The sequence below is a fragment of the Paraburkholderia sp. CNPSo 3274 genome, assembly GCF_024206475.1.
In the GTDB taxonomy this organism is placed as follows: domain Bacteria; phylum Pseudomonadota; class Gammaproteobacteria; order Burkholderiales; family Burkholderiaceae; genus Paraburkholderia.
On sequence record NZ_JAMBPR010000078.1, the window covers coordinates 15,252 to 33,514 of the forward strand.

An 18,263-nucleotide genomic window follows, 5' to 3' on the forward strand; every position below is an offset into this window, starting at 1 on the left:
GTTAGTGGAATGGTAGGCCGCCATTATCCATGCTTCGCCAGTTTTCAATACCGCAAGGTGAGCGGTGCAAGGGGCGTATCTCGACGCTCTGCGGGTGTTTTGCCCGCAAACTCAGCACCCCTGCGGGTCAAGCCGGAGACGGCACCAGCGGCACGCGAGGGTTGGGGAAATCGTTGTGCATCCGGCCGTCGAGCAGGCGGCCAGCCGCTTTCTTACCGACGCGCTGCATCCATGTGCCATCCTCGAAGCGATAAAAGAGCGGGCCGCCGGCATCGACGACTTCAGGCGCTGGAGCCCACTCCCCCCACTGCTTGAAGTGATATGCAGTGCCAGATGTCGCGCACTGGTCGCGCAGCGCTCGCGGCCTCGTCGGATGAGTCGGACGTGCGTGTGGGCCGCTCTCGCCGCCGCAGATGACCCAGTCGACGAAGTCGTGCATGCCAGGTCGATGAATCGGATCGCTTTTGTTGCCCGCACAATGGGCACAGTAGCCGTCCCCCATGCTCCCGCCTTGCTCGAAGCCCGCGCAATGCGGAAAGCCCGGTGCGAGCCAGTCGCTTATATCGACAGACCCAAGCAGCGGCTCCATGCTCAGGAACTTGATGCGCGCTGGAACCTCGAGCAGCTTTGGTATGTCGCGGTCCGCCTCTGTCTGATTGACGATGGTGGCACCGAGCCAGACGTTATCGGGCAGACGTGGTTCTTGCAGGCACTCGAGGTCGAAGCGGCGGGCTGCCGTCTCGTTGATCATCGACATCACGTTGCCGATTCGTTTCGTGAGCAACAGCCAGTCGAGATTCGGTGTGCGTTCGATGAGGTCGAAGAGGTCGGCGCGCCACGCCGGATCGACTGCGTTGTCGAACACATCTGCGAGCGACGCACAGAAAACTCGCTGCCGGCGTCCGTGCATGGCGAAGAAGTCGTCATGTCGCGTGTTCCAGGTCAGCGGCTTACGCCAATTGGCAGGGCTGGTCCGAAGACGTGGCTGGCCAGAGCCCCATGCGACTTTATGCAACCGTTTGTCCAGCAACTGTTCGGCGTAGCAGTGGTCGCACCCGGGCGAGACCTTCGTGCAGCCGAGAAACGGATTGAAAGTGTGGTCGGCCCATTCGATGGTTGTGTTTTCCATCCTCAACCTCCGGACGTTTTGCTGCCGAGAACATAGCCCCGGATGACTTTCATGCAATGTGCGTCGGCCTGCGCGGTTGCGCCGGAAAGCCACGACTTATCCAGTGGCGTGCACATGCGCTCGAGCGCTGCTCGCACGGAATCCGGAACCGGATTGTCGATCACTTCGCGAGCGAGGAGTTCGGCATCGTCCAGCGCGATCGAAACTCCAGTTCGTTCGTTGCTGGGAGGCAGTTTCAGCAGATCGAGCCGCGCAGCCGCGATCGTCGCCAGCAATCGTGCCGCTCGTTGTCGGGATGGTTTAGGTGTGCATTCGCAGACCGCGTCCGCTTCCAACGTTGCTTCATTCGCGTGGAGCAGGGCAATCTGCGCTGGTGCAGCCGCCTCGTCTTCGTAGGCTTTATCGCACAGCGGATGATGGAAACCTCTCCAATCTCCAAGTCGTCGGCATTTGCATGTCTCGTCGGGCTGCGCTGTCGTAGCAGGCGCGATGGTGCCGACGTGGGCGACGCTGCCGTCCCCGTGATTTCTTTGGTGGGCGAATTTACGGCCGTCGCTGCCTTCTGTTTGGATTGTGTCGTTCACTTTCGCTGTTACTCGCGTCGGATAGAGAGATCGAGGTTGGGTCTGGCGACCGGGCTGAACCGGGCCGGATCGAATCCAGCCTAACCGAGCGTGGACGAAGTCAAGTGCGCTGGACCGGTGAAGGCAGCCTGGCCTGTCTGACTGTTTGGCGATCGACATCCCACTCTACGGTCGGTATGCCGCGAGCCAATCGCATTGCGCGTTTTTTCGCCTTGCGCTCCTCATAGCTCGCGAGTCCGTTCATGCCGTAGACCTCAATGTGCGTCGCGGGCTCGTTATCGAGCAGCACAAAATCGGGCAGCATTTGATCGCCCTCGGCCATGCGGATGGGCTTTTCGAAGACTCGCCTCAGGCCGACGAGCCGGTTGGCCATTGCGACCTCGTGGATCGAGTCACATGGAATGAATGCGGCTGAACAGAGCATCGCGGCGAGATCGATGATGATCAGGTGCCCTTTGGTCGTGCGTTCGATGAGCAGAAGGCCAATGACGCGGGCCGTGGATTCGGCGATTGCGCGCCATGCGTGGCCATACTTCTTTGTGGTCTGCTCGATGAGCGCGTTTGACGCGTAGTAGCGCAACTTGCGCTGACGTAGCGTTATCGATGCGCCGTATTTGGTTTCGCCGACTGCGCCAATTTCACCGAGCACAAGGGCGCGGCGCGATACCTTTCCGTCGGTGGTTATTGTCGCGAGAAACCTTTCAAATTCCGCGTTGATCGCGTCGCGCTCGCTCTCCTCGTAACGCCTCATGACGTGTAGGACATCCTGAGCTGACGCGCCGTTAATCCGCGCATTTTCACCAAGTCCGCCGAGTAGCATCGAATTCACCGCGCCCCAGCCGCGGTGATCGTTGGTACCCGTCCATGAATTGAGGCCGGCGCTGACCCATAAGGTTTGCATGAAGGCCAGCAGGGGCGCGGCGCGGCGCGATGTGCCGTTGGATGTCGTGTGGCTGCGCGCTCGGGGTCCCGACGCGACTTCGCGCTGGAGCAGTGAGGCATCCAGTCGCACATTCAGACCGTCCGCGTCAATGACGATGGCGGCGGTGCTATCGCTCCCATCGCCCGCAGCGGCCCCCGGAGTCTTGCGGAATTCGCATCCCTCTGCGTGATGCACGCCGTCGTCGGGCCAGCCGGCGAGATGAAAGAGTGAGCCATACCGGCGGATCACGAGCTTGCGAGGCGCGTCCGTGCGGCAGTGGCACTGCGCGAAGCCGGGGACAATCTTGGCGCGCTCAAGTCGGCGTGCGAAACGTGCTGGATTTTCCTGAACTTCGGTGAGCGGCACGCGCTCGCCGTCGAACGATACTTCGAACATGAAGGGGTTCTCCTGGTTGGGGCGCCGCGAGCAGACTAGGCCACGACTTCGACTAGCCGCTGGGGACAGTGCCAGAAGGAACCATCGTTGGTGTTGAGCACGGTCACCATCTCGTTGTCCGCGTCGTGCTGCGTGACGACGCCTTCGCAGGGGGTTACGGCGTCCATCGGGTAACGGACGCGGCGCAGGCGAAGCGAGGCAACACCGAAAGTGAAGGCGGTCGGGGACATCGGTCCATCTTCGCGCCTTGAGGGCGAGATGAAGGGGGAAAAGCCAGCGAATTTCACGCCCGTTTCGACCGACCGACAGCGGGAAAGCTGCACAAAAACTGCACCATTCCGGGTTTAAGCGTTTAGGCGCCTAAACGGAGAGGCTGACCGCGACCGCCCGGACGCGACGAAGCGACGTCGCGCCGACGGCGTGGCCCTGTTGCCCGCTGCTGTTCATTCTCGGGCGCGCCTCGGGTCTCTGGCGGCTGGAAAGCCAACCGATATGGGCGCGATAGCGGGCTGGTCTTGTTGTCGCGAAAACTGTTCTCCACAGGCTTGTCCACGGAAATTTTATAGCGGACTTCAGCAAAGTCGCTGTGGAGCCCGTGTTTCGGGGCGCTGACTACACGATAGTAGTGGTTAGCCGTGGGCGTAGGTCGAATTTATCTTGATGGGCATGGGTCACAGCGAGGTGTCGAAGGCGTGTGTACGAATTGCGAACTGCTTACGAAATAGCTCAGCCAACGAATCACCAATGACGCAAGGGCTCTTGCCTCACTTGTCCACAGGGTTATGCAGTTTTTCTGTGGACAAGCTGGCCGCTTGCTGACTTATCCACTCGTCAACGTTTCGCGCTTGCTCGATCATCGTGGCACGATAAAGCTTTCCATACGCCTGTTCGATCGTGAGGAGTTTTGTGATCAGTACGTCTTTCGTCAGCTTGGCAAGGCGATGTCGGGCAGCATCGATATCCCGTTCAAGCTTGACCGGATCGGGAAGGGAGGTTGTATCGATGGCTGGCTGGATCCTCCTTCCTCGTGCTGGTTGCCATGTCCGGGCTTGAGTGTAGAGATCGTAAGCAACTGGATTGTTTAGTAGCGTGGTCGCGCTGATCCCGACGCGTTCCGGATCGACTTCGCGAGTTGTCGCTACTATTGAGGCGATCGAGATGCGCCGGGCGCTACGTCGCAGTGTTTGTACCGCGCTTCTTACGAGCGCGACCGTATGGTCGCGACGGCGTTTGTGGACCTTCTTGAGCCACGGGCGGGTTGTTTGCGACATCGTTCATCCCCTCAAACGGCGGTTCGTCGGCGCGATACTGTTCAATAAGATCCATTTCTCGGAGCTCAATGTCCGCAGCTTCGATCAGATGCTCAAGCCGCGACAGCTCGGGCAAGAGGCCCTGCTCGCGGTTATAGACGCGTTCACTTTCCGCCCAGGCACGCCGATGTTCCACCTGTGAGCGCTGCGCTGGATCCGGAACTTTCGCGGCGCATCCGACGCAAGCGAACTGGACCTTGCATAGTCCGTGACTCGTGCAGTGCCCGCCGACTACGTTGGCAAGAGTGCCAGTTTTTCGAAGCGCATCGTCATAGAGTCGTCGCAGCGTAGCTGGTGATCGTGTCACCGCTTGTTCGACATCAATTGAACGTGCGATCCGGGACAGGTAGAGGTCCGCGGCATCAGCAATCATAGAGTCCGTGGGCTGCGAATAATATTCGGTGACAGGCAGGCTTTTCTGATGAAGCCACGCGCCGACGATATCGACGGGGATCTTTTCGACCTGCACCGCATGTGTCGCAAAGCCGTGGCGGAGTAAATGTGCCCGAAGCGTTACGATGCGGCCAGAAGTTGTACGAAGAGCCATGCCGTGCAACAAGAAGCGGACGCAGCTGATGATCGCCTGATCGGACAAGTGCCGATATCCCAATTGAAACAGATACGGCGCGGGTCCGAACCGGTGAGCACGCCGATGCAATGGATAGAACGGCACAGTTGGCAATCGCTCGTCCCCTTCCAGGCGGTAGTGCTCAGCAAGCATTTGTGCCGTGCGAGCGAGGAGACGCTTTGTCTCCGTGCCAATGAAATAATCGTGCCGCTGATTTTTGCGCTCACCCTTGGGAATCATTCTTAACAAATACCGGATGGGGGGAGTGGACGAATTTTTCGATATCGGGTTAGGTGCCCGCATCTTGAGTCGTACCAGGCATTCATGACTCAAGCTGATTTGCATGACTTCGTTCAACCGCGCACCGGTGGTCGTGAACACGTCGATGGCCATCAGGCCGAAGGTCAGGCCAGAATACAACGCGTCTATCGACAGCAACGGGCGCTGGAGCGTTTTCTGTGCCGCGTGAACGAACTGGCGATACTGGCTCGTTAAGAGTTCGGCATGCTTCGTCGTAAATGCAGAATTCACATAACCCCAACTCTTTCGCCACGCTTGGGCCTCCGCATCGGATTGGGGTGCATCGATGTGGCGGAGAATGTCGGCGAACCAGAGCGCAGTGTTTGGATCGATTTGTTGGTGCTCTGGCAGCTCAATGATGCCAACGACTTCGAGCAGGCATAGTGTATCGGGCGGTTGATGTCGGCAGTCATATAAGCCTGGTTGATCCCCTTCATCAGCATGCCGGCCGTCCAGATCCGCAGATGCCATCGGCGCGTGCCGTCCGCATATTCGTATTCAACGGGGTGGCTATCGTTGACCGGCGCTACCTTTGCTGAAGGCAGAGGCCTCCGTGCGCCCGCCGCGGTTGAGCCAATCGGCAAGAGTAAGGGCGCAAATCTCGCTGACACGCGCGCCGGTTTCAAATAGCAGACGTGTGATGAGTCGATCTCGCAGGGGCCACCCCACGGCGGCGCCGGCAGCGAAGATCTGACGTGGGAAATCGGGGTCATCGATGACCCTTGGAACCCAGAGGCCATTGGACCGTACGTAATAGGTGTTCGTTAACCTGTTCCTGAGCGGGGGAGCTGGCTCGATCCCGCTTGCGGCGGGCATTACTGGAACATCAGTCGCCGGGAATTCCGGAGCGGAGGAAGTGATTGCCGCTTGAATCCGCTCAAACGGGTGAGGTGCAGGATACAGATGCCTGCGAATGGAAAACGCATAAAAATGACGGAGTGCTACCAACGTATGGCCTACCTGACTGCTGTTTTCGCGCATCATCGTTAGCAGCACGAATCCGTGACGATGCAGTCGTAGCTGGCAGCCGAGTTCGTCGCACAAGAAACGCTCAAACTGAGCTCGTGCGGTATCAGGCCCAGCGTTCCACGAAAGACGCCTGGCGGCCAGCCACGAAAAATAGTGAAAGAGAGCAGCGGCATAGGTTCGCGTCGTAGTCGATGCATACTGCTCCCCCAGTTCGCGTACAAACCAGCTCAGCTCACGATGTGCACGTCCCTGCTCGTCAACAACTAACGCGGCACCGCGCTCTGTGGGCGGACGCCGTAGAAAGAAGCGGGGACGGAGTCGGTAATCAGCGGCCATCCTTCTACACTACTGGTCTTTATGCCAGCATAAAGAATAGAAGGGATCTAGCGACATTCAAGCACTACGCGCCGTCTGGTATGTGGATAACGAGGGCGCCCCAAAGGCGAAAGCCCATGCGTAGCGGCCTTCTTTGTGCGGAAACCGATCGATGGTTTCCACTTACGATTGCACGATCAACCGCGTCTTCGACGCATCGAACCATACCGGCGCTGCCGGTTTTTTTTTCCCTGTGGGGCATCGCGCCCGCAGGGGCCGTGCCCCTCTCTCACGGAGTGGGCATATGAGCAAGAATGCACAACGAAAGCATGAGCAGACGGCTGACGAACATCAGCGCAACCTCGTTGCTCTCATTAACCAGTTTTCCTACGGCCATCATCTCGACACGGTATTCCGCGACTTTGTCGAACTGGCGGCGCTCGCGATCAGCAACAGCGTCGATCGCGCGCAGTTCGATGGGCGAGAAAAGCGCTATATGGAGATCGTCGGGAAGTACAAGCCGGAGGAGGTCGCGAGATTCCCGAAGATGCTTTCGGAACTGACGATGTCATTCGAGGTGCGCGTCGCGACGATGACAGCAGCCCGCGGCCTCGGGGTTCGAGGAAGTGGCCTCACCGATGTACTCGGCGAGACCTACATGATGCTCGACCTTGGCAACGCACGAAGCGGGCAGTTCTTCACGCCGTACCACGTGTCGAAGCTGATGGCCGGGATGATCGGCGGTGACACCGTGGCGAGAGCCGACGCGCAGGGATTCGCACGCGTGCACGAACCAGCATGCGGCGCGGGCGGCATGGTCATCGCAACAGCCGAGGCATTTCACGATGCCGGCCTGAACTACCAGAAGGCAATGCACGCAACCTGTATTGACATCGATCCATGCTGTGTCCATATGGCCTACCTGCAACTGTCGTTGCTCCACATTCCCGCCATCGTCGTGCACGGCAATGCGCTCTCAATGGAGGTCTGGGGGCACTGGTTCACGCCGGCGCACGTGCTCGGCGGCTGGGGTCACCGCCTGCGTGCACGCAAGGCGTTCGATGCGATGCGCGAGTTGCTGGCACCCGATGCCGGGACGTCTGAAGTCGAGGCGGACGCGAAGCCTGCCCTCGTCGCCGCGCCGCCGGCAAGCGAGGTGCTTGAGGTCGAAGTGGGCGGAGCCGCGGTGCTTGAACAACCGCGCGCCGAGGGCCTCGACATCGCGGACATGTTCGAGGAGGCGATCGCAACGCTCCCTGCGGCGCCTGCCTCCATCTTCGAGGTCGTTGATCAGTTGACGTTGTTTTGAAAGAAGGGCCCGGATTTTTGTCCGGGCCCTTTTCCTTTTCCTGAAAGCCATCCCGTATTCGCGATCTTTCCGGCCATGCGCGATGCGCCGGCAGGCTATCGTTCCCATATCTACCGCGCTTCATGCGCATCGACACAGGCCCATGTGGCCTTTCTTTTTGTACCCTTCGGGAATCCTCCTCCCGATTGGGGCGCGGGTTCCCTCTCTGGAGACCCGCAATGCAAGAGCATATTCAGCAACCCACACTTCCGCTGTCCCGCATCAAGCTCGGTCGTAACCCGAGAACGTACTTTGACGACGCAGAGATGCAGGAGATGCGTGCGTCGGTGCGTGCGCGCGGCGTTGATACGCCGATTCTCGTTCGCCCGATCGACGATGGGTTCTACGAACTCATCGCTGGCGGGCGTCGTTACAAAGCTGCGATGGAAGAACGTGGCGAGAGCTACGAGATGCCCGTTGCTGTGAAGTACGTCGACGAGTTCGAAGCCGAGGAAATGGCGCTCATCGAGAACATCCAGCGTTCGGATATGTCGCCTGGCGAGGAGGCAGTCGACGCGGCGAAGCTCGTCGGTCGCTGTCAGGGTGATCGGGAGGAGGCGGCACGCCGTCTCGGCTGGAGCGTCCACACGCTCGACAGTCGCCTCGCGCTCATGAACTGCAGTGCGTCCGTTCTGGAAGCGCTCAACACCCGCAGCATCAAGCTCGGCCACGCCGAACTGTTCGCGGCTTTCACGAAGGAGCAGCAGGACAAGCTCCTGCCCGTCGTTGTGAAAGAACGGCACAGTGTCGCCGACCTGAAGAAAGTACTGGAGCGCGCAGCATGCTCGCTCTCTGCCGCGATCTTCGACAAGGTGGACTGCGCCGGATGCCAGCACAACTCGGCCGCTCAGGCTGAGATGTTCGGCGAGTCGATCGGCACCGGCAGTTGTACGAACCGTGCCTGCTACAGCGAAAAAACGGAAAAGCAGCTCGAAGCAACGGCCGCAGGCCTGCGCGACGAGTACCAGACCGTTCGCATCGTTCGGCCCGGCGACAACCACACGCGCATCCAGCTCGTGGCGGATGGTCCGAAGGGCGTTGGCGCTGAACAGGCGAAGGCGTGCTATGCGTGCCAGAACTTCGGCGCGGCGGTGAGCGGTCTGCCCGACTCGCTGGGCAACGTCTACAAAGGCCAGTGCTTCGACACCGTCTGCAACATGAAGAAGGTTGCTGCACGCATCAAGAGCGAAAAGCCATCGGCACCGGCCACGGCGAAAGCTGCACCGGCAGCGGGCGCATCGAAGGCCGTGAACGCTGCAAAGGGCGACAAGCCCGCTGCAGCTGCACCTGAAGCGACGACGGTGTCTGAATCCGACCGGGTGAAGGCATACCGGGTCGCGCTCTGGCGCAAGGCGCTGCGTCGCGAGGTCAGTACGGACGTTGCGCTTGCGCGTCAGTATCTGATCGCAATCGTGGCGACTGGCCAGGCACGGTGCATCGACGGCGGTCCGGTTACGACCGTGTGGGAGCGCCTGATTGACGACAAGCCGGCCGTGGGTGACTTCGGCAAGGCCGCGTCGGCAGCGTCGCAGGTCCAGTCGGATCAGCAGGTGAAGCTCGTCGTGGCCATGACGCTCTCCGCAATCCAGGGTGTCGATGTTACGTACCTCACGCAGATGTGCCGTCACCACAAGCTCGACCTCACGAAGCACTGGAAGCTCGACAAGGAGTTTCTGGAGCTGATCACGAAGTCGGAGATGAAGGTGGTAGCCGACGAACTCGGTCTGCGCGCAGCGATGGGCGCAGATCACTTCAAGAAAGTGTTCGCGAAATCGAAAGCTGAAGTGATCGAGGCAATGCTGACCGTCGAGGGTTTCGACTACGTCGGCAAGGTGCTGAAGGTCCTGAAGTTCTGACAACTGCCGTGGGGTTTCCCCGGCACATTCCCTGATACACGCCGCGTTTCTCGCGGCGTTCCTTTTTTCAAGAGGTTTTTATGTTCCAGGAACTCGAAGCATTCGTGCGCGAGACCGGAAAGGTCACGCTCACGATGAAAATGGCAGGCGACCTGATGGCAGTGGTGGTCATGCCGTGCGGCGACTCGAAAGAGGTGGCGCTGCGGCAACCGCTGGTGCTCACGGCGTCGCCGGCCGATCTCGATGAGGGCTTCGTCGAAGCCCTGCAATCGTTCCACGGCGTGCACCGCTCACTCGCGGAGCAGGTAAGCGCCACGAACGAGATCCTGCAGGCGGCTGAAAAGTCGCAGGCGGGCAAGGCGCAGAAGGCGTTGTCGAAGGGATCGAAGCCGGCGCTTCCCGCGCCCGCATCACAGCCCGACGGCAACGACGAAGACGAGTCGCCGGACGCCGAAAACGCCACTGCGGCGCAGTCGCCGACGGTCGATGCAACTTCGGCGTCGGCAGCACCTGCTGACGGTAAGTCCGATCTGTTTGCTCTTCTGTGAGGGTTCGCACCATGGCAATCAACGTAGCCACACTCGTTCGCGAATTTATCTACAACGGCATGCACTTCGTGGATCCCGGTCCGGCGTTCTCGCCCGATCAGGTTCGCGATCTCTACGCGGCGCAGTATCCGGAACTCACGACCGCCACGGTCGACGGGCCGGAAGTCGCGGGCGAGGTCGCCAGCTACAAGTTCGTCCGCGCAGCCGGTGCCAAAGGCTCCCATGCGTAAGGACGCTCTGCTCAAGGCCCTGTCCGATCCGGACAAGGGCTTCAACCAACAGGAACCGCCCGAAAGGGCGGTTTTTCTTTACGACGACGAGATGAACAAATGTTGCTCGATCCTTCATACGCTGATCGATCGATCGTTGACGGCGCGTGCGAAGCCTGGCAACCGCCACGCCTTGCCGCTCCCCGACATCGATCTTCCCCTTGTGTTCTGACGCTGCCGGACATTGCAGACGATGTGCCGTCCGGCATCACGCTCAGATGGCGCGCCGAACTCGCCATCAACGACATCGTGCTCGAGCAGTTCCGGCACGGCCCGTTGCGTGCGACGGACGTGCAAGCGCCGACAAGTGCGGCGGACGCATTCCAGCAGGCGTTTTTCATCTGGATGCAAAGGCAGATTCGTCAGCCCTTGCGGTTCCTCTCGGTCACGTTCGAGCTCTGTGACACCAACGCCGTTGAGGATCGCATCGCCTACCAGGACAGCGATGAGTTCAAGCCGAAGGGTCCGCTTCATCTGGGCGTCAAGCTGACCGATGAGTGGGTGCATGAGATTGGCCCGCTCGCTGAACCGCTCAGGGCGTGTCATCCGCTGCTGCTTCACACGCTTTTCTCGCTCGTTGACCGGGTTTCCGGCAAAACCGTCCTTATTCGCACGCCCGGCTGGTTCCTCCAGGAATTCGCCTGCATGCACTGGGAGGGCGACGAGAGCGCGAAAGACGAAGACGTGCGTGAGCTGTTCGTCGCGTATCACGGCGCGGACGAAGAGACGGTGGAGCGTTACCTGCCGTCGAACGTTCTCCCGGAGATCTATCCCGATGAGATCCGGAGGCCATCGAAACCGGATGGGCGCCGCAGCAGGCGGCTCGCGCTTTCCGAGCGCGAGCTGCTTGAACTGCAGGCGCGTTGTTCCGGCATGCCATCAAAGGTGTGTGCTGAGCTGGCCGCGCTTCATCGGCTGCTCAGGCGCGCGGGCAAGCGTCCACTGCTGAACACGGGCTACGACTCGCGGCCGATTTATTCGGGCTGCACGTTGATGCTCGCGACCAACGAGCGATCCATCGAGATTCTCGACGACTACATGAACGGTGAGTACCAGGCCGGAGAAGCGACCGAGTACAGCTGCTTCATTGAATTTTCCAGAACGAAACGGGGCATCCGCGAGCAGTACGCGCAATGGAGCCTTGCCTTCCAGATGCTTCACCACCTCGACCGGCTGCTGGCGCTGGTGGTGAGCCCCTAATCAGGAGTTTTTCCCATGAGTGATGTTTCGATTGGCCGTACAGGCCATGACGTGTCCCTGTCGTCTGCATTGCTGCTCTATGCTGGCCAGAACGGCGCGCACTACGCGACCGTCCACCGCATCGCCGCCGATCGCGTGTCGGGTCGTCCCGTTATCGGGGCGGGCCGCCCCCTCGATCGCCGCGCGCTCATCACCACGCTCATGCAGCTGGAGAAGAGCGCGGCGCCCAAGTGCGAGTTTCTGCCCGCCAACCTGTTGGGCGTGTCTTCCGCCGCGGTCACGTGGTGGTGTCCGCCGGCGCCGCGCCGCGTGTTCTTTGACTGCAAGGAACTCGGCAAACGCAGTCGCGTTGTTTCGCATCCGGGGCTGGTGTTTCAGGCCTCGTTGACGGGGTTCCGTGTGTTCGCGCTGAAGGAGAGCGGACGCCCGACTCCGGATACGCCGCTGTTCGAGCCGCCGTACTTCAACACGTGGGACCTCGGCGAGATCTGCATCGGTTCGGCGCAGGTCCCCCGGCGCATCGAGGTTGATGCGATTGGCGGCTGGGAAGATGGCTTTTTCAACTCCGCCTTCACGCATCCGAATCACGGTGGCAAGCGCGTGACGTACGAGGACGGGTTCTATGCGTTCTGGCGCGACATGCTCGACGGCAAGTTCGAGGTGTTTCCGCTCGACGTGCTGGTACCGATAAAAGGTGCAACGGCGGGCAAGCTCGTCGCTGGCGCGATCGGAGGGAAGGCATGAATCCCATCGATTTCGCTCTTCAGCACTCGTTCCCCTCGGTGATGGTGCCCACGCGTGAGCCGGTGGCGCCCATGACCGTGCCGGGCGAGCGGTTGCTCATCGCGTCGAATGGCGTGTTCCTCGAGATCAATCGCCCATGGATCCGTCTGGTTCGTCGGCTGGGGGTGTTTGAGTGGCGCACGTCGGTGCCCTATGGCGAGGCGGCCGAGCTGACCGAACTGGCGTGCGGCTCCGTGCCGGCCGAACTGGTCGCGGGGTTTGCACACATGGCGCGTGCGGCTCTTCCCAACGAGGCGGGCGCATGGATTGTGTGGGACGCGGCAACGGGGGAATTTCGCGTCGTACCGCTTCCCTCGTTGTCGCACAGTCCTGCTCACCTGAGCTACGAACGCCCGGAATTGCGCAGCGGTGAATGGCTGGTCGTGGATTGCCATTCGCACGGCAGCGGAAGTGCGTACTTCTCGACGACCGATGATCGCGACGATCAGCACGACGTGAAGTTTGCGCTCGTGCTCGGTCATTGCCATCGCGTACCGTCAGTCGCGCTGCGTCTTTGTGCGAAAGGACGGTTCGAACCCGCGCAGGCGGTTCCGCAGAAGTGGATGACGGCACTGGAAGGAGAGGTCGCATGAACGGACCCATTCTTCACAAGACGCCGCCCCACATGCTCAACGGACCGTGGAAGGTGGTTGTGGTTGGCGCGGGTGGTACTGGCAGTGCGCTGCTCCCGTCGCTCGCGCGACTGCACCACGCAATGATCGAGCTGGGGCACCCGGGCGGTATCGAGTGCACGGTCTACGACGATGACACGGTCAGCGAATTCAACGTTGGCAGGCAGGGTTTCTATCCCAACGACGTCGGCCAGTACAAGGCGACGTTGCTGGTGAACCGGCTCAATCTGCTGATGGGGACGAACTGGGTGGCTGAACCGCGTCGCATCGATTCGCGGATCAACCTGCACACTGACATCGTCATCGGTTGCGTCGATTCGCGACGTGCGCGTCACGCGATCGTGCAGGCCGCGAAACGGGGAAAGTGCCTCTACTACCTCGATTGCGGCAACGAGACGGACCGTGGTCAGGTCATTCTCGGCGAGTTCGGCAAGCCCCGGCACGACCGGTTGCCCCATGTGGGCGATCTGTTCCCGGACATGCTGAATGCCAAGAACGACAAGGGTGACGATTCCCCGTCGTGTTCGATGGCGGATGCACTGCGCAAGCAGTCGCTCGTCATCAACCAGGCGATTTCGGTGCAGGCTTTCAACCTGCTCTGGTCGCTGTTTCGAAATGGCGGTCTTACGTTTTCGAGTGTGTTCGTGAATCTCGCAACGGGACGCACGAATCCGATTCCGATTGACCCCGCTGCATGGGCGCGTTTCGGTTACGAAGCGCCGCCCATGAAAAAGCCCGCACGCCGTCGCAAGGCAGCGTGAGGGGCACCTCCCGCGAGTCACACAGCGTTTTACGCCGCTGTGTGACTCATACCCCTCCGTAATTATTTCGGCCCTCAGCCCGAGGGCCGACCGTTACCTATTCCTGCAAGGAGCTTCAAATGCATATGTTTTTTTCAAGTACTGTTCAGGCGCGTTTCGGCCGCGCGGCGACGGAACGCACCAGGGCCATGCTATTCGCGGTGGCGTTGTTCGCTGCGACCGGCCTCCACCGGCTGTGGGGCTTCGCGAAGCCTCACCATGCGTGGTTGCGTGTGCTGGAGGTGCGATGGCTTGGACACTGGGCGCCCAGCAGTATCGAACATCTTGCGGCGGCATTCGCCGGCTGCGTGCTGTTCGTGATGCTGTGGTCGAGCTTCGTGTCTCAGACCACCCGTAACCGCGCCCTTCTGGGGCTCGTGTTTGCGGTGCTGTACGGCATCACGTCCACGTGGAAGTACGACGGTCGCGAGTATCTTGCGACCGGAGATGTCAACCAGTTGGCGCAGATGGTTGCCGACGTGTTCGGTCTGTTGCTGGCGCTCGCGTGGCTGACCTGGCCGGAACGCTCGAACCGCCTGCAGTACGTCCCCGGACGTGGCTACCGTGCGTGATTCAACGCGTCGCCGGAATTCCTGAAACCAACGCAGTCCCGCGAAAGCGGGCTGCGTTTTTTTTCGTCCGGAGCTTCCTAGGTCCGGCAGCACGAACTTCGTGCGCGCACCGCGCGTGGTGCGGGCCGATAAAACATAGGTCGTTTCGGCGAGCATTCCGGCTCGGCACTGGGCGCGCGCGCCTTAGACTGTCCCTATTCCCCGCGCTTTCTGCGCATCGACCTGACCACAGCGGCGTGCTGCTGTGCTTCTTTTTGTCTCACCGGCCGGACCTTCGTCCTGCCGCCAATGCATACCCCGTTGGGAGCCCACTCCCTTCGGGATGCGGCTCCCTTTTTTGTTCAAAGGAGCTGCACCATGCTGAATGTTTCCGCTGCCTCGCAACCCGCCGTGAAGGTTCTCGAACTCAACGGCTTTCGCGAAAAGCAACGCATCACCGCGCAGGATGTCCAGGCAAGTCCCCCGCAGCTTCATGCCGGTACGATCGTTTCCGTCTGGAGCGATCGCACGGCAACGGTGCAGTGGGACTACGATCTGCCGTTCGCTGTTGAACGTCGGCTCGTGAATGCTGGCCACGTCGAACTGCACAATCTGGCACGTCATTCGTAACGGCGTGGGCGTTTAGCCCCGCCTTCAACGCTTCACCCGCGCTGGGAGTCACCTCCCAGCCAATTCCCATACCCGTTCGGGCAACCACTGCCCGAAGGGGCTCCGGTTGCCCTCACTACCTTGAGGCAGCCGCCATGATCCGCATTTTTCTCGCCGTCGTTGTTCTTTCCGTTCTCTCCGGTTGCGCAAGCACCGACTTCGGCTCGCCCGACGTCTACCAACGCTCGGATGTCCAGCGCGCCGGTACGCTCGAACAGGTGACCGTCGTTCGCGTTCGCCGCATCACGATTCAGGTGCCGGGCAACAACTCGGGTCTCACGAGCCTCGTGAGCGCAGGTCTCGGCGCCTTTCTCGGCTCCAAAACGATCGGAAATGGCAACGGTCGCTATGTCGCGGCAGCGATGTCCGGTGCCGTAACGGGCTTCGTCGCCCAGCACGTGAGCGACGCGCTCTCGCGCACCGCCGGTCTCGAAATTGTGGTGCGCAAGGCGGATGGCTCGCTTCGCGTCATTACTCAACCCGACGACCAGTTGTTCTCGCCTGGCGATCGCGTGCTCTTCATGGACACAAGCTCGGGCGTTCGCGTCACGCACTGACGTATTCCCTTTGCCGGCCAAAGCCGGCCCTCTTACCTGCAAGGCGGGGTGACTCCTTTCGGAGCACCTCGCCGTTTTTTTTTCGAGGCATTTATGAACCACAGCAGCAAGGTTTTCCACGCGTCCCGCGCAAGCGCGGGTGCCGCGCGGGAGTCGGGCGTCAAGCATCATGCGCAGCGTTTCCTTCGCCGTGTTGCCGGCGACCTTCGCCTACGCACTAGCGAACACGAGATCGTGGCAGAACCCGCTGAACGCGGTCGCGGCTGCCGTGTAACGCTTCGCACCGACAGGCTGATGCTCGAGGTCGCCGATGCACCCGAACGCGGTACCGTGGCGGTTTCGTTCCGTACCCGCCGGGGTCGAAAGGACCTGTCTGGCGGCGGGGACAACGTCGTGAGCCAGGAACAGCTTGGATCGCATGCAGGCTACGAGGCCTTTCTAGGCGCTCTCCGTCTTACCAACGGGCTCGACTCGGATCGTCGGTAGGGGGCGGACATGGATATCGTTACCGTGGTCGTCCAGTACGCGGGCGGACTGGAAATCTCGGAAGGCGCCACGCTTGATCCCGTGACCGGGGTCGTGCACGTCTCCGAACGCCTTCAGCAGCTGCTTCGCGAATGCGATACGACAGAGTCGCCGCCTAGACTTACCGTGCTCGTCGGCGGTGCCCGTCATCTGCTGATTCGCGACCGGGCGGAGTTCAAACTTGGCGAAGCTGTCTCAACCACGATCCCACGTACGGTAATCCCGTTCAGTCGGTTTGGGCATACGTGGAACAAGGAACAGCTCCAGCAGTTTGGACGGTTTGTCCATACTCTGTCGGCAGCCTCGATCGTGGGCGCAATCGGTTACTGGCACTCGACGACGAACTGGACCCTAGCCGCCGTGCTGAGTGAGGCAGTTCTGGTTTTCGCCTTTGTGGTACTCTTTTTGAGAGGCATGGATTCCATGAACGGAGAATGAACATGGGTTTCGCACTTTTTACTCTGGTCGTCACGTTAGCTATCTACTTTTACGGTGGCTACATGGCGAACAAGAGCCGCGCGGCGGATCGTGAGCGTCGCTCGCATTCGCACTGAACATTCACTGTAGCGCCAGCTTTCGCTGGCAAATCCCAATCAAGGGCCGCACCTTCGGGTGTGGCCTTTTGCATTTCTGGACCACTTTTCATGCAATCAACTCTTGAGCTTCTCGATGCGCCGGGTGTGCTGGACGCGGCGCCGTTCGATACCACTGGCAAGACGGTAGGGCAGGTCGTCGACCAGATCTGCCGGAAACTGCGAAAGACCGAGCTCGAGCCCGAGTGGGTCGTCGTCGCAAACTACGCAGAGAACGCGAACGATGCGACGTTTGGCGCGAAGCCCGATGCGCCGTGGCCGGAAACGGATGGGCGGCGAAGCCGTCTGTGTCTCTCGGTTTCGATCGGCCGTTCCGAGGGATGGCTCGTGCAGATCGACCACGTTCACTTCGTTGAAGAGGGCGGCGGCAGTCACTGGCTCAGCCAGCCGCTTGTGCGCGCGAAGGTGCTGAACCGCTCGCTCGCCTGGTCGATTGCGGCTGTCGTCTCGCGGCTGCTGGACATCGACTGATCCTCGTATCACCACTCATTCTTTCCCTTGCGGGGCCTTCGCCCCGATGGGTGTTGGCCCCTGCTCACCGGAGCTTTCATCCATGTACACGCTTTCCGTACCCAATGCAGTTCTGACGTCGCCCACGCTCGCCGGTCTCTTCCCGCTGTTCCAGGACGATCGTGTGCGCGAAGTCGATACCTGCTTTATCCGTCTGGCCGGCGCCGAAGCGGGCGAGCGCATCACGCGCTACAACGGCGCGCTGGCGCTGCGTATGCCGGGCACGGCGCGCAGCATCATCAACGAGGCGCTTCACGAGATCCGGCGTGCGGGTTCGTTTGTGCGACCCGACGGCTCACACCGCGAACCGTGGGAAATCCACGCAAGCGACTGGGATGGCCTGTTCGAGTTCGTGGAACTGTGCCGCAATCCGAATCTGCTGCTTTCCTCGGACCAGATCGAGGCTGCAACTGCCGAGGCGCGTGCAGCCGGCAAACGCTTCGTGCTGTCGGACATCTGCATCGAGGCAATGGAGCGGCTGTTCGGGTTCGGCTATTGCGGGCCGCGCCTCCCCGGGACGCGCGACGCACAAAGTCGCCACTCGCTGCACGTCGCGTACGCGCTGCTCGCCAATCTGCCGGTACCGGAAACGGTGCTGCAGGCGTACCGCAACGATGCGGAGGCTTTCCGTTACTCGGAGTGGGCCGACGTGCTCCTCAAGGTTCCCAGCCTGCGAGGCGGAGCTAAAGTCGAATCTGGTGTACGGGGGAGTTGAGGCGGGAAGTTGAAGGCGGTGGAGGTTTCAACTGAGAATCTGATTGTCGAAGTCGGAAACCAGCAAAAAATCAAACCATCCACCATGAGCAAGGATACGGAAAAAGCAGTCGTCGGTCTATCGGGAGTCGGGCTTGGTCTGGACGAATTGGTTCGTCACGGGGCGCGGCAAGTGATTCAGCAAGCGATCGAAGCGGAGCTGGCAGAGCTGATGG

The 18,263-nt window shown here is 60.8% G+C and carries 21 protein-coding genes and 1 pseudogene; 16 read left to right on the forward strand and 6 right to left on the reverse strand.

Annotated elements, in window-relative coordinates; translation table 11 throughout:
• Window positions 1–127 precede the first annotated feature (127 nt).
• From M3I54_RS35985 to M3I54_RS36005, 6 genes are all read right to left on the reverse strand, one after another.
• Window positions 128–1,129: a phage Gp37/Gp68 family protein gene (locus M3I54_RS35985; protein WP_254344382.1), complete on the reverse strand. Its 1,002-nt coding sequence runs from the start codon at window positions 1,127–1,129 to the stop codon at window positions 128–130.
• Between the two features lie 2 nt (window positions 1,130–1,131).
• Window positions 1,132–1,713 carry a hypothetical protein gene (locus tag M3I54_RS35990; RefSeq protein ID WP_254344384.1) on the reverse strand — a complete coding sequence of 194 codons (582 nt, stop codon included), beginning with the start codon at window positions 1,711–1,713 and terminating at the stop codon, window positions 1,132–1,134.
• 100 nt (window positions 1,714–1,813) lie between these two features.
• Entirely contained in the window at window positions 1,814–3,031 is a 1,218-nt protein-coding gene (locus tag M3I54_RS35995; protein ID WP_254344386.1) for a DUF1173 family protein, read from the reverse strand.
• 35 nt (window positions 3,032–3,066) lie between these two features.
• Window positions 3,067–3,198, reverse strand: a complete 132-nt coding sequence (locus M3I54_RS44980) for a hypothetical protein (RefSeq protein WP_302056976.1) — start codon at window positions 3,196–3,198, stop codon at window positions 3,067–3,069.
• 597 nt (window positions 3,199–3,795) lie between these two features.
• Window positions 3,796–4,302, reverse strand: coding sequence for a hypothetical protein (locus tag M3I54_RS36000; protein WP_254344389.1), 507 nt, complete (start codon window positions 4,300–4,302; stop codon window positions 3,796–3,798).
• The gene (locus tag M3I54_RS36005) at window positions 4,202–5,680 is read right to left on the reverse strand and encodes a hypothetical protein (RefSeq protein ID WP_254344391.1); all 1,479 of its coding nucleotides are present in this window, start codon (window positions 5,678–5,680) and stop codon (window positions 4,202–4,204) included. Before M3I54_RS36005 ends, M3I54_RS36000 begins: the two co-directional genes overlap by 101 nt.
• Window positions 5,681–6,746: 1,066 nt before the next feature.
• Here M3I54_RS36005 and M3I54_RS36010 point away from each other — a divergent pair.
• From M3I54_RS36010 to M3I54_RS36090, 16 genes and pseudogenes are all read left to right on the forward strand, one after another.
• Complete coding sequence (locus M3I54_RS36010) at window positions 6,747–7,802, forward strand: N-6 DNA methylase (protein ID WP_254344394.1); 1,056 nt, start codon at window positions 6,747–6,749, stop codon at window positions 7,800–7,802.
• A gap of 218 nt (window positions 7,803–8,020) precedes the next feature.
• On the forward strand, window positions 8,021–9,697 hold the full coding sequence (locus M3I54_RS36015; RefSeq protein WP_254344396.1) for a PRTRC system ParB family protein: 1,677 nt from the start codon (window positions 8,021–8,023) through the stop codon (window positions 9,695–9,697).
• Window positions 9,698–9,777: 80 nt separating this feature from the next.
• Complete coding sequence (locus M3I54_RS36020) at window positions 9,778–10,245, forward strand: PRTRC system protein E (RefSeq protein ID WP_254344398.1); 468 nt, start codon at window positions 9,778–9,780, stop codon at window positions 10,243–10,245.
• Window positions 10,246–10,256: 11 nt separating this feature from the next.
• Window positions 10,257–10,475: a PRTRC system protein C gene (locus M3I54_RS36025; RefSeq protein ID WP_254344400.1), complete on the forward strand. Its 219-nt coding sequence runs from the start codon at window positions 10,257–10,259 to the stop codon at window positions 10,473–10,475.
• Window positions 10,453–10,686: a hypothetical protein gene (locus M3I54_RS36030; protein WP_254344402.1), complete on the forward strand. Its 234-nt coding sequence runs from the start codon at window positions 10,453–10,455 to the stop codon at window positions 10,684–10,686. The genes M3I54_RS36025 and M3I54_RS36030 overlap by 23 nt, the downstream gene beginning before the upstream one ends.
• A 23-nt stretch (window positions 10,687–10,709) precedes the next feature.
• Window positions 10,710–11,714: a PRTRC system protein F gene (locus M3I54_RS36035; RefSeq protein ID WP_254344404.1), complete on the forward strand. Its 1,005-nt coding sequence runs from the start codon at window positions 10,710–10,712 to the stop codon at window positions 11,712–11,714.
• Window positions 11,715–11,729: 15 nt separating this feature from the next.
• Entirely contained in the window at window positions 11,730–12,458 is a 729-nt protein-coding gene (locus M3I54_RS36040) for a PRTRC system protein B (protein WP_254344406.1), read from the forward strand.
• Window positions 12,455–13,090 carry a PRTRC system protein A gene (locus M3I54_RS36045; protein ID WP_254316921.1) on the forward strand — a complete coding sequence of 212 codons (636 nt, stop codon included), beginning with the start codon at window positions 12,455–12,457 and terminating at the stop codon, window positions 13,088–13,090. Before M3I54_RS36040 ends, M3I54_RS36045 begins: the two co-directional genes overlap by 4 nt.
• Window positions 13,087–13,890, forward strand: coding sequence for a PRTRC system ThiF family protein (locus M3I54_RS36050; RefSeq protein WP_254344408.1), 804 nt, complete (start codon window positions 13,087–13,089; stop codon window positions 13,888–13,890). Before M3I54_RS36045 ends, M3I54_RS36050 begins: the two co-directional genes overlap by 4 nt.
• Before the next feature lie 119 nt (window positions 13,891–14,009).
• Window positions 14,010–14,501, forward strand: coding sequence for a hypothetical protein (locus M3I54_RS36055; RefSeq protein ID WP_254316919.1), 492 nt, complete (start codon window positions 14,010–14,012; stop codon window positions 14,499–14,501).
• A 357-nt stretch (window positions 14,502–14,858) separates the two neighbouring features.
• Entirely contained in the window at window positions 14,859–15,110 is a 252-nt protein-coding gene (locus tag M3I54_RS36060; protein ID WP_254344410.1) for a hypothetical protein, read from the forward strand.
• Window positions 15,111–15,244: 134 nt separating this feature from the next.
• A complete protein-coding gene (locus M3I54_RS36065; RefSeq protein ID WP_254316917.1) occupies window positions 15,245–15,706 on the forward strand; it encodes a glycine zipper 2TM domain-containing protein in 462 nt (153 codons plus the stop codon).
• 495 nt (window positions 15,707–16,201) lie between these two features.
• Window positions 16,202–16,669 (forward strand): hypothetical protein, encoded by a 468-nt coding sequence (locus M3I54_RS36075; protein ID WP_254316915.1) that lies wholly within the window; start codon window positions 16,202–16,204, stop codon window positions 16,667–16,669.
• Window positions 16,670–16,875: 206 nt separating this feature from the next.
• The gene (locus M3I54_RS36080; protein ID WP_254316914.1) at window positions 16,876–17,295 is read left to right on the forward strand and encodes a hypothetical protein; all 420 of its coding nucleotides are present in this window, start codon (window positions 16,876–16,878) and stop codon (window positions 17,293–17,295) included.
• Window positions 17,296–17,377: 82 nt separating this feature from the next.
• Entirely contained in the window at window positions 17,378–18,049 is a 672-nt protein-coding gene (locus M3I54_RS36085; protein WP_254344412.1) for a hypothetical protein, read from the forward strand.
• 69 nt (window positions 18,050–18,118) lie between these two features.
• Window positions 18,119–18,263 (forward strand): annotated as a pseudogene (locus M3I54_RS36090) (IS256 family transposase); the annotation flags it as partial.

Coding starts and splice junctions, on each gene's coding strand:
- M3I54_RS35985 (WP_254344382.1), bottom strand. CDS start 1,129: ATGGAAAACACAACCATCGAATGGGCCGACCACACTTTCAATCCGTTT.
- M3I54_RS35995 (WP_254344386.1), bottom strand. CDS start 3,031: ATGTTCGAAGTATCGTTCGACGGCGAGCGCGTGCCGCTCACCGAAGTT.
- M3I54_RS44980 (WP_302056976.1), bottom strand. CDS start 3,198: ATGGACGCCGTAACCCCCTGCGAAGGCGTCGTCACGCAGCACGACGCG.
- M3I54_RS36000 (WP_254344389.1), bottom strand. CDS start 4,302: ATGTCGCAAACAACCCGCCCGTGGCTCAAGAAGGTCCACAAACGCCGT.
- M3I54_RS36005 (WP_254344391.1), bottom strand. CDS start 5,680: ATGGCATCTGCGGATCTGGACGGCCGGCATGCTGATGAAGGGGATCAA.
- M3I54_RS36015 (WP_254344396.1), top strand. CDS start 8,021: ATGCAAGAGCATATTCAGCAACCCACACTTCCGCTGTCCCGCATCAAG.
- M3I54_RS36020 (WP_254344398.1), top strand. CDS start 9,778: ATGTTCCAGGAACTCGAAGCATTCGTGCGCGAGACCGGAAAGGTCACG.
- M3I54_RS36025 (WP_254344400.1), top strand. CDS start 10,257: ATGGCAATCAACGTAGCCACACTCGTTCGCGAATTTATCTACAACGGC.
- M3I54_RS36040 (WP_254344406.1), top strand. CDS start 11,730: ATGAGTGATGTTTCGATTGGCCGTACAGGCCATGACGTGTCCCTGTCG.
- M3I54_RS36045 (WP_254316921.1), top strand. CDS start 12,455: ATGAATCCCATCGATTTCGCTCTTCAGCACTCGTTCCCCTCGGTGATG.
- M3I54_RS36050 (WP_254344408.1), top strand. CDS start 13,087: ATGAACGGACCCATTCTTCACAAGACGCCGCCCCACATGCTCAACGGA.
- M3I54_RS36055 (WP_254316919.1), top strand. CDS start 14,010: ATGCATATGTTTTTTTCAAGTACTGTTCAGGCGCGTTTCGGCCGCGCG.
- M3I54_RS36060 (WP_254344410.1), top strand. CDS start 14,859: ATGCTGAATGTTTCCGCTGCCTCGCAACCCGCCGTGAAGGTTCTCGAA.
- M3I54_RS36065 (WP_254316917.1), top strand. CDS start 15,245: ATGATCCGCATTTTTCTCGCCGTCGTTGTTCTTTCCGTTCTCTCCGGT.
- M3I54_RS36075 (WP_254316915.1), top strand. CDS start 16,202: ATGGATATCGTTACCGTGGTCGTCCAGTACGCGGGCGGACTGGAAATC.
- M3I54_RS36080 (WP_254316914.1), top strand. CDS start 16,876: ATGCAATCAACTCTTGAGCTTCTCGATGCGCCGGGTGTGCTGGACGCG.
- M3I54_RS36085 (WP_254344412.1), top strand. CDS start 17,378: ATGTACACGCTTTCCGTACCCAATGCAGTTCTGACGTCGCCCACGCTC.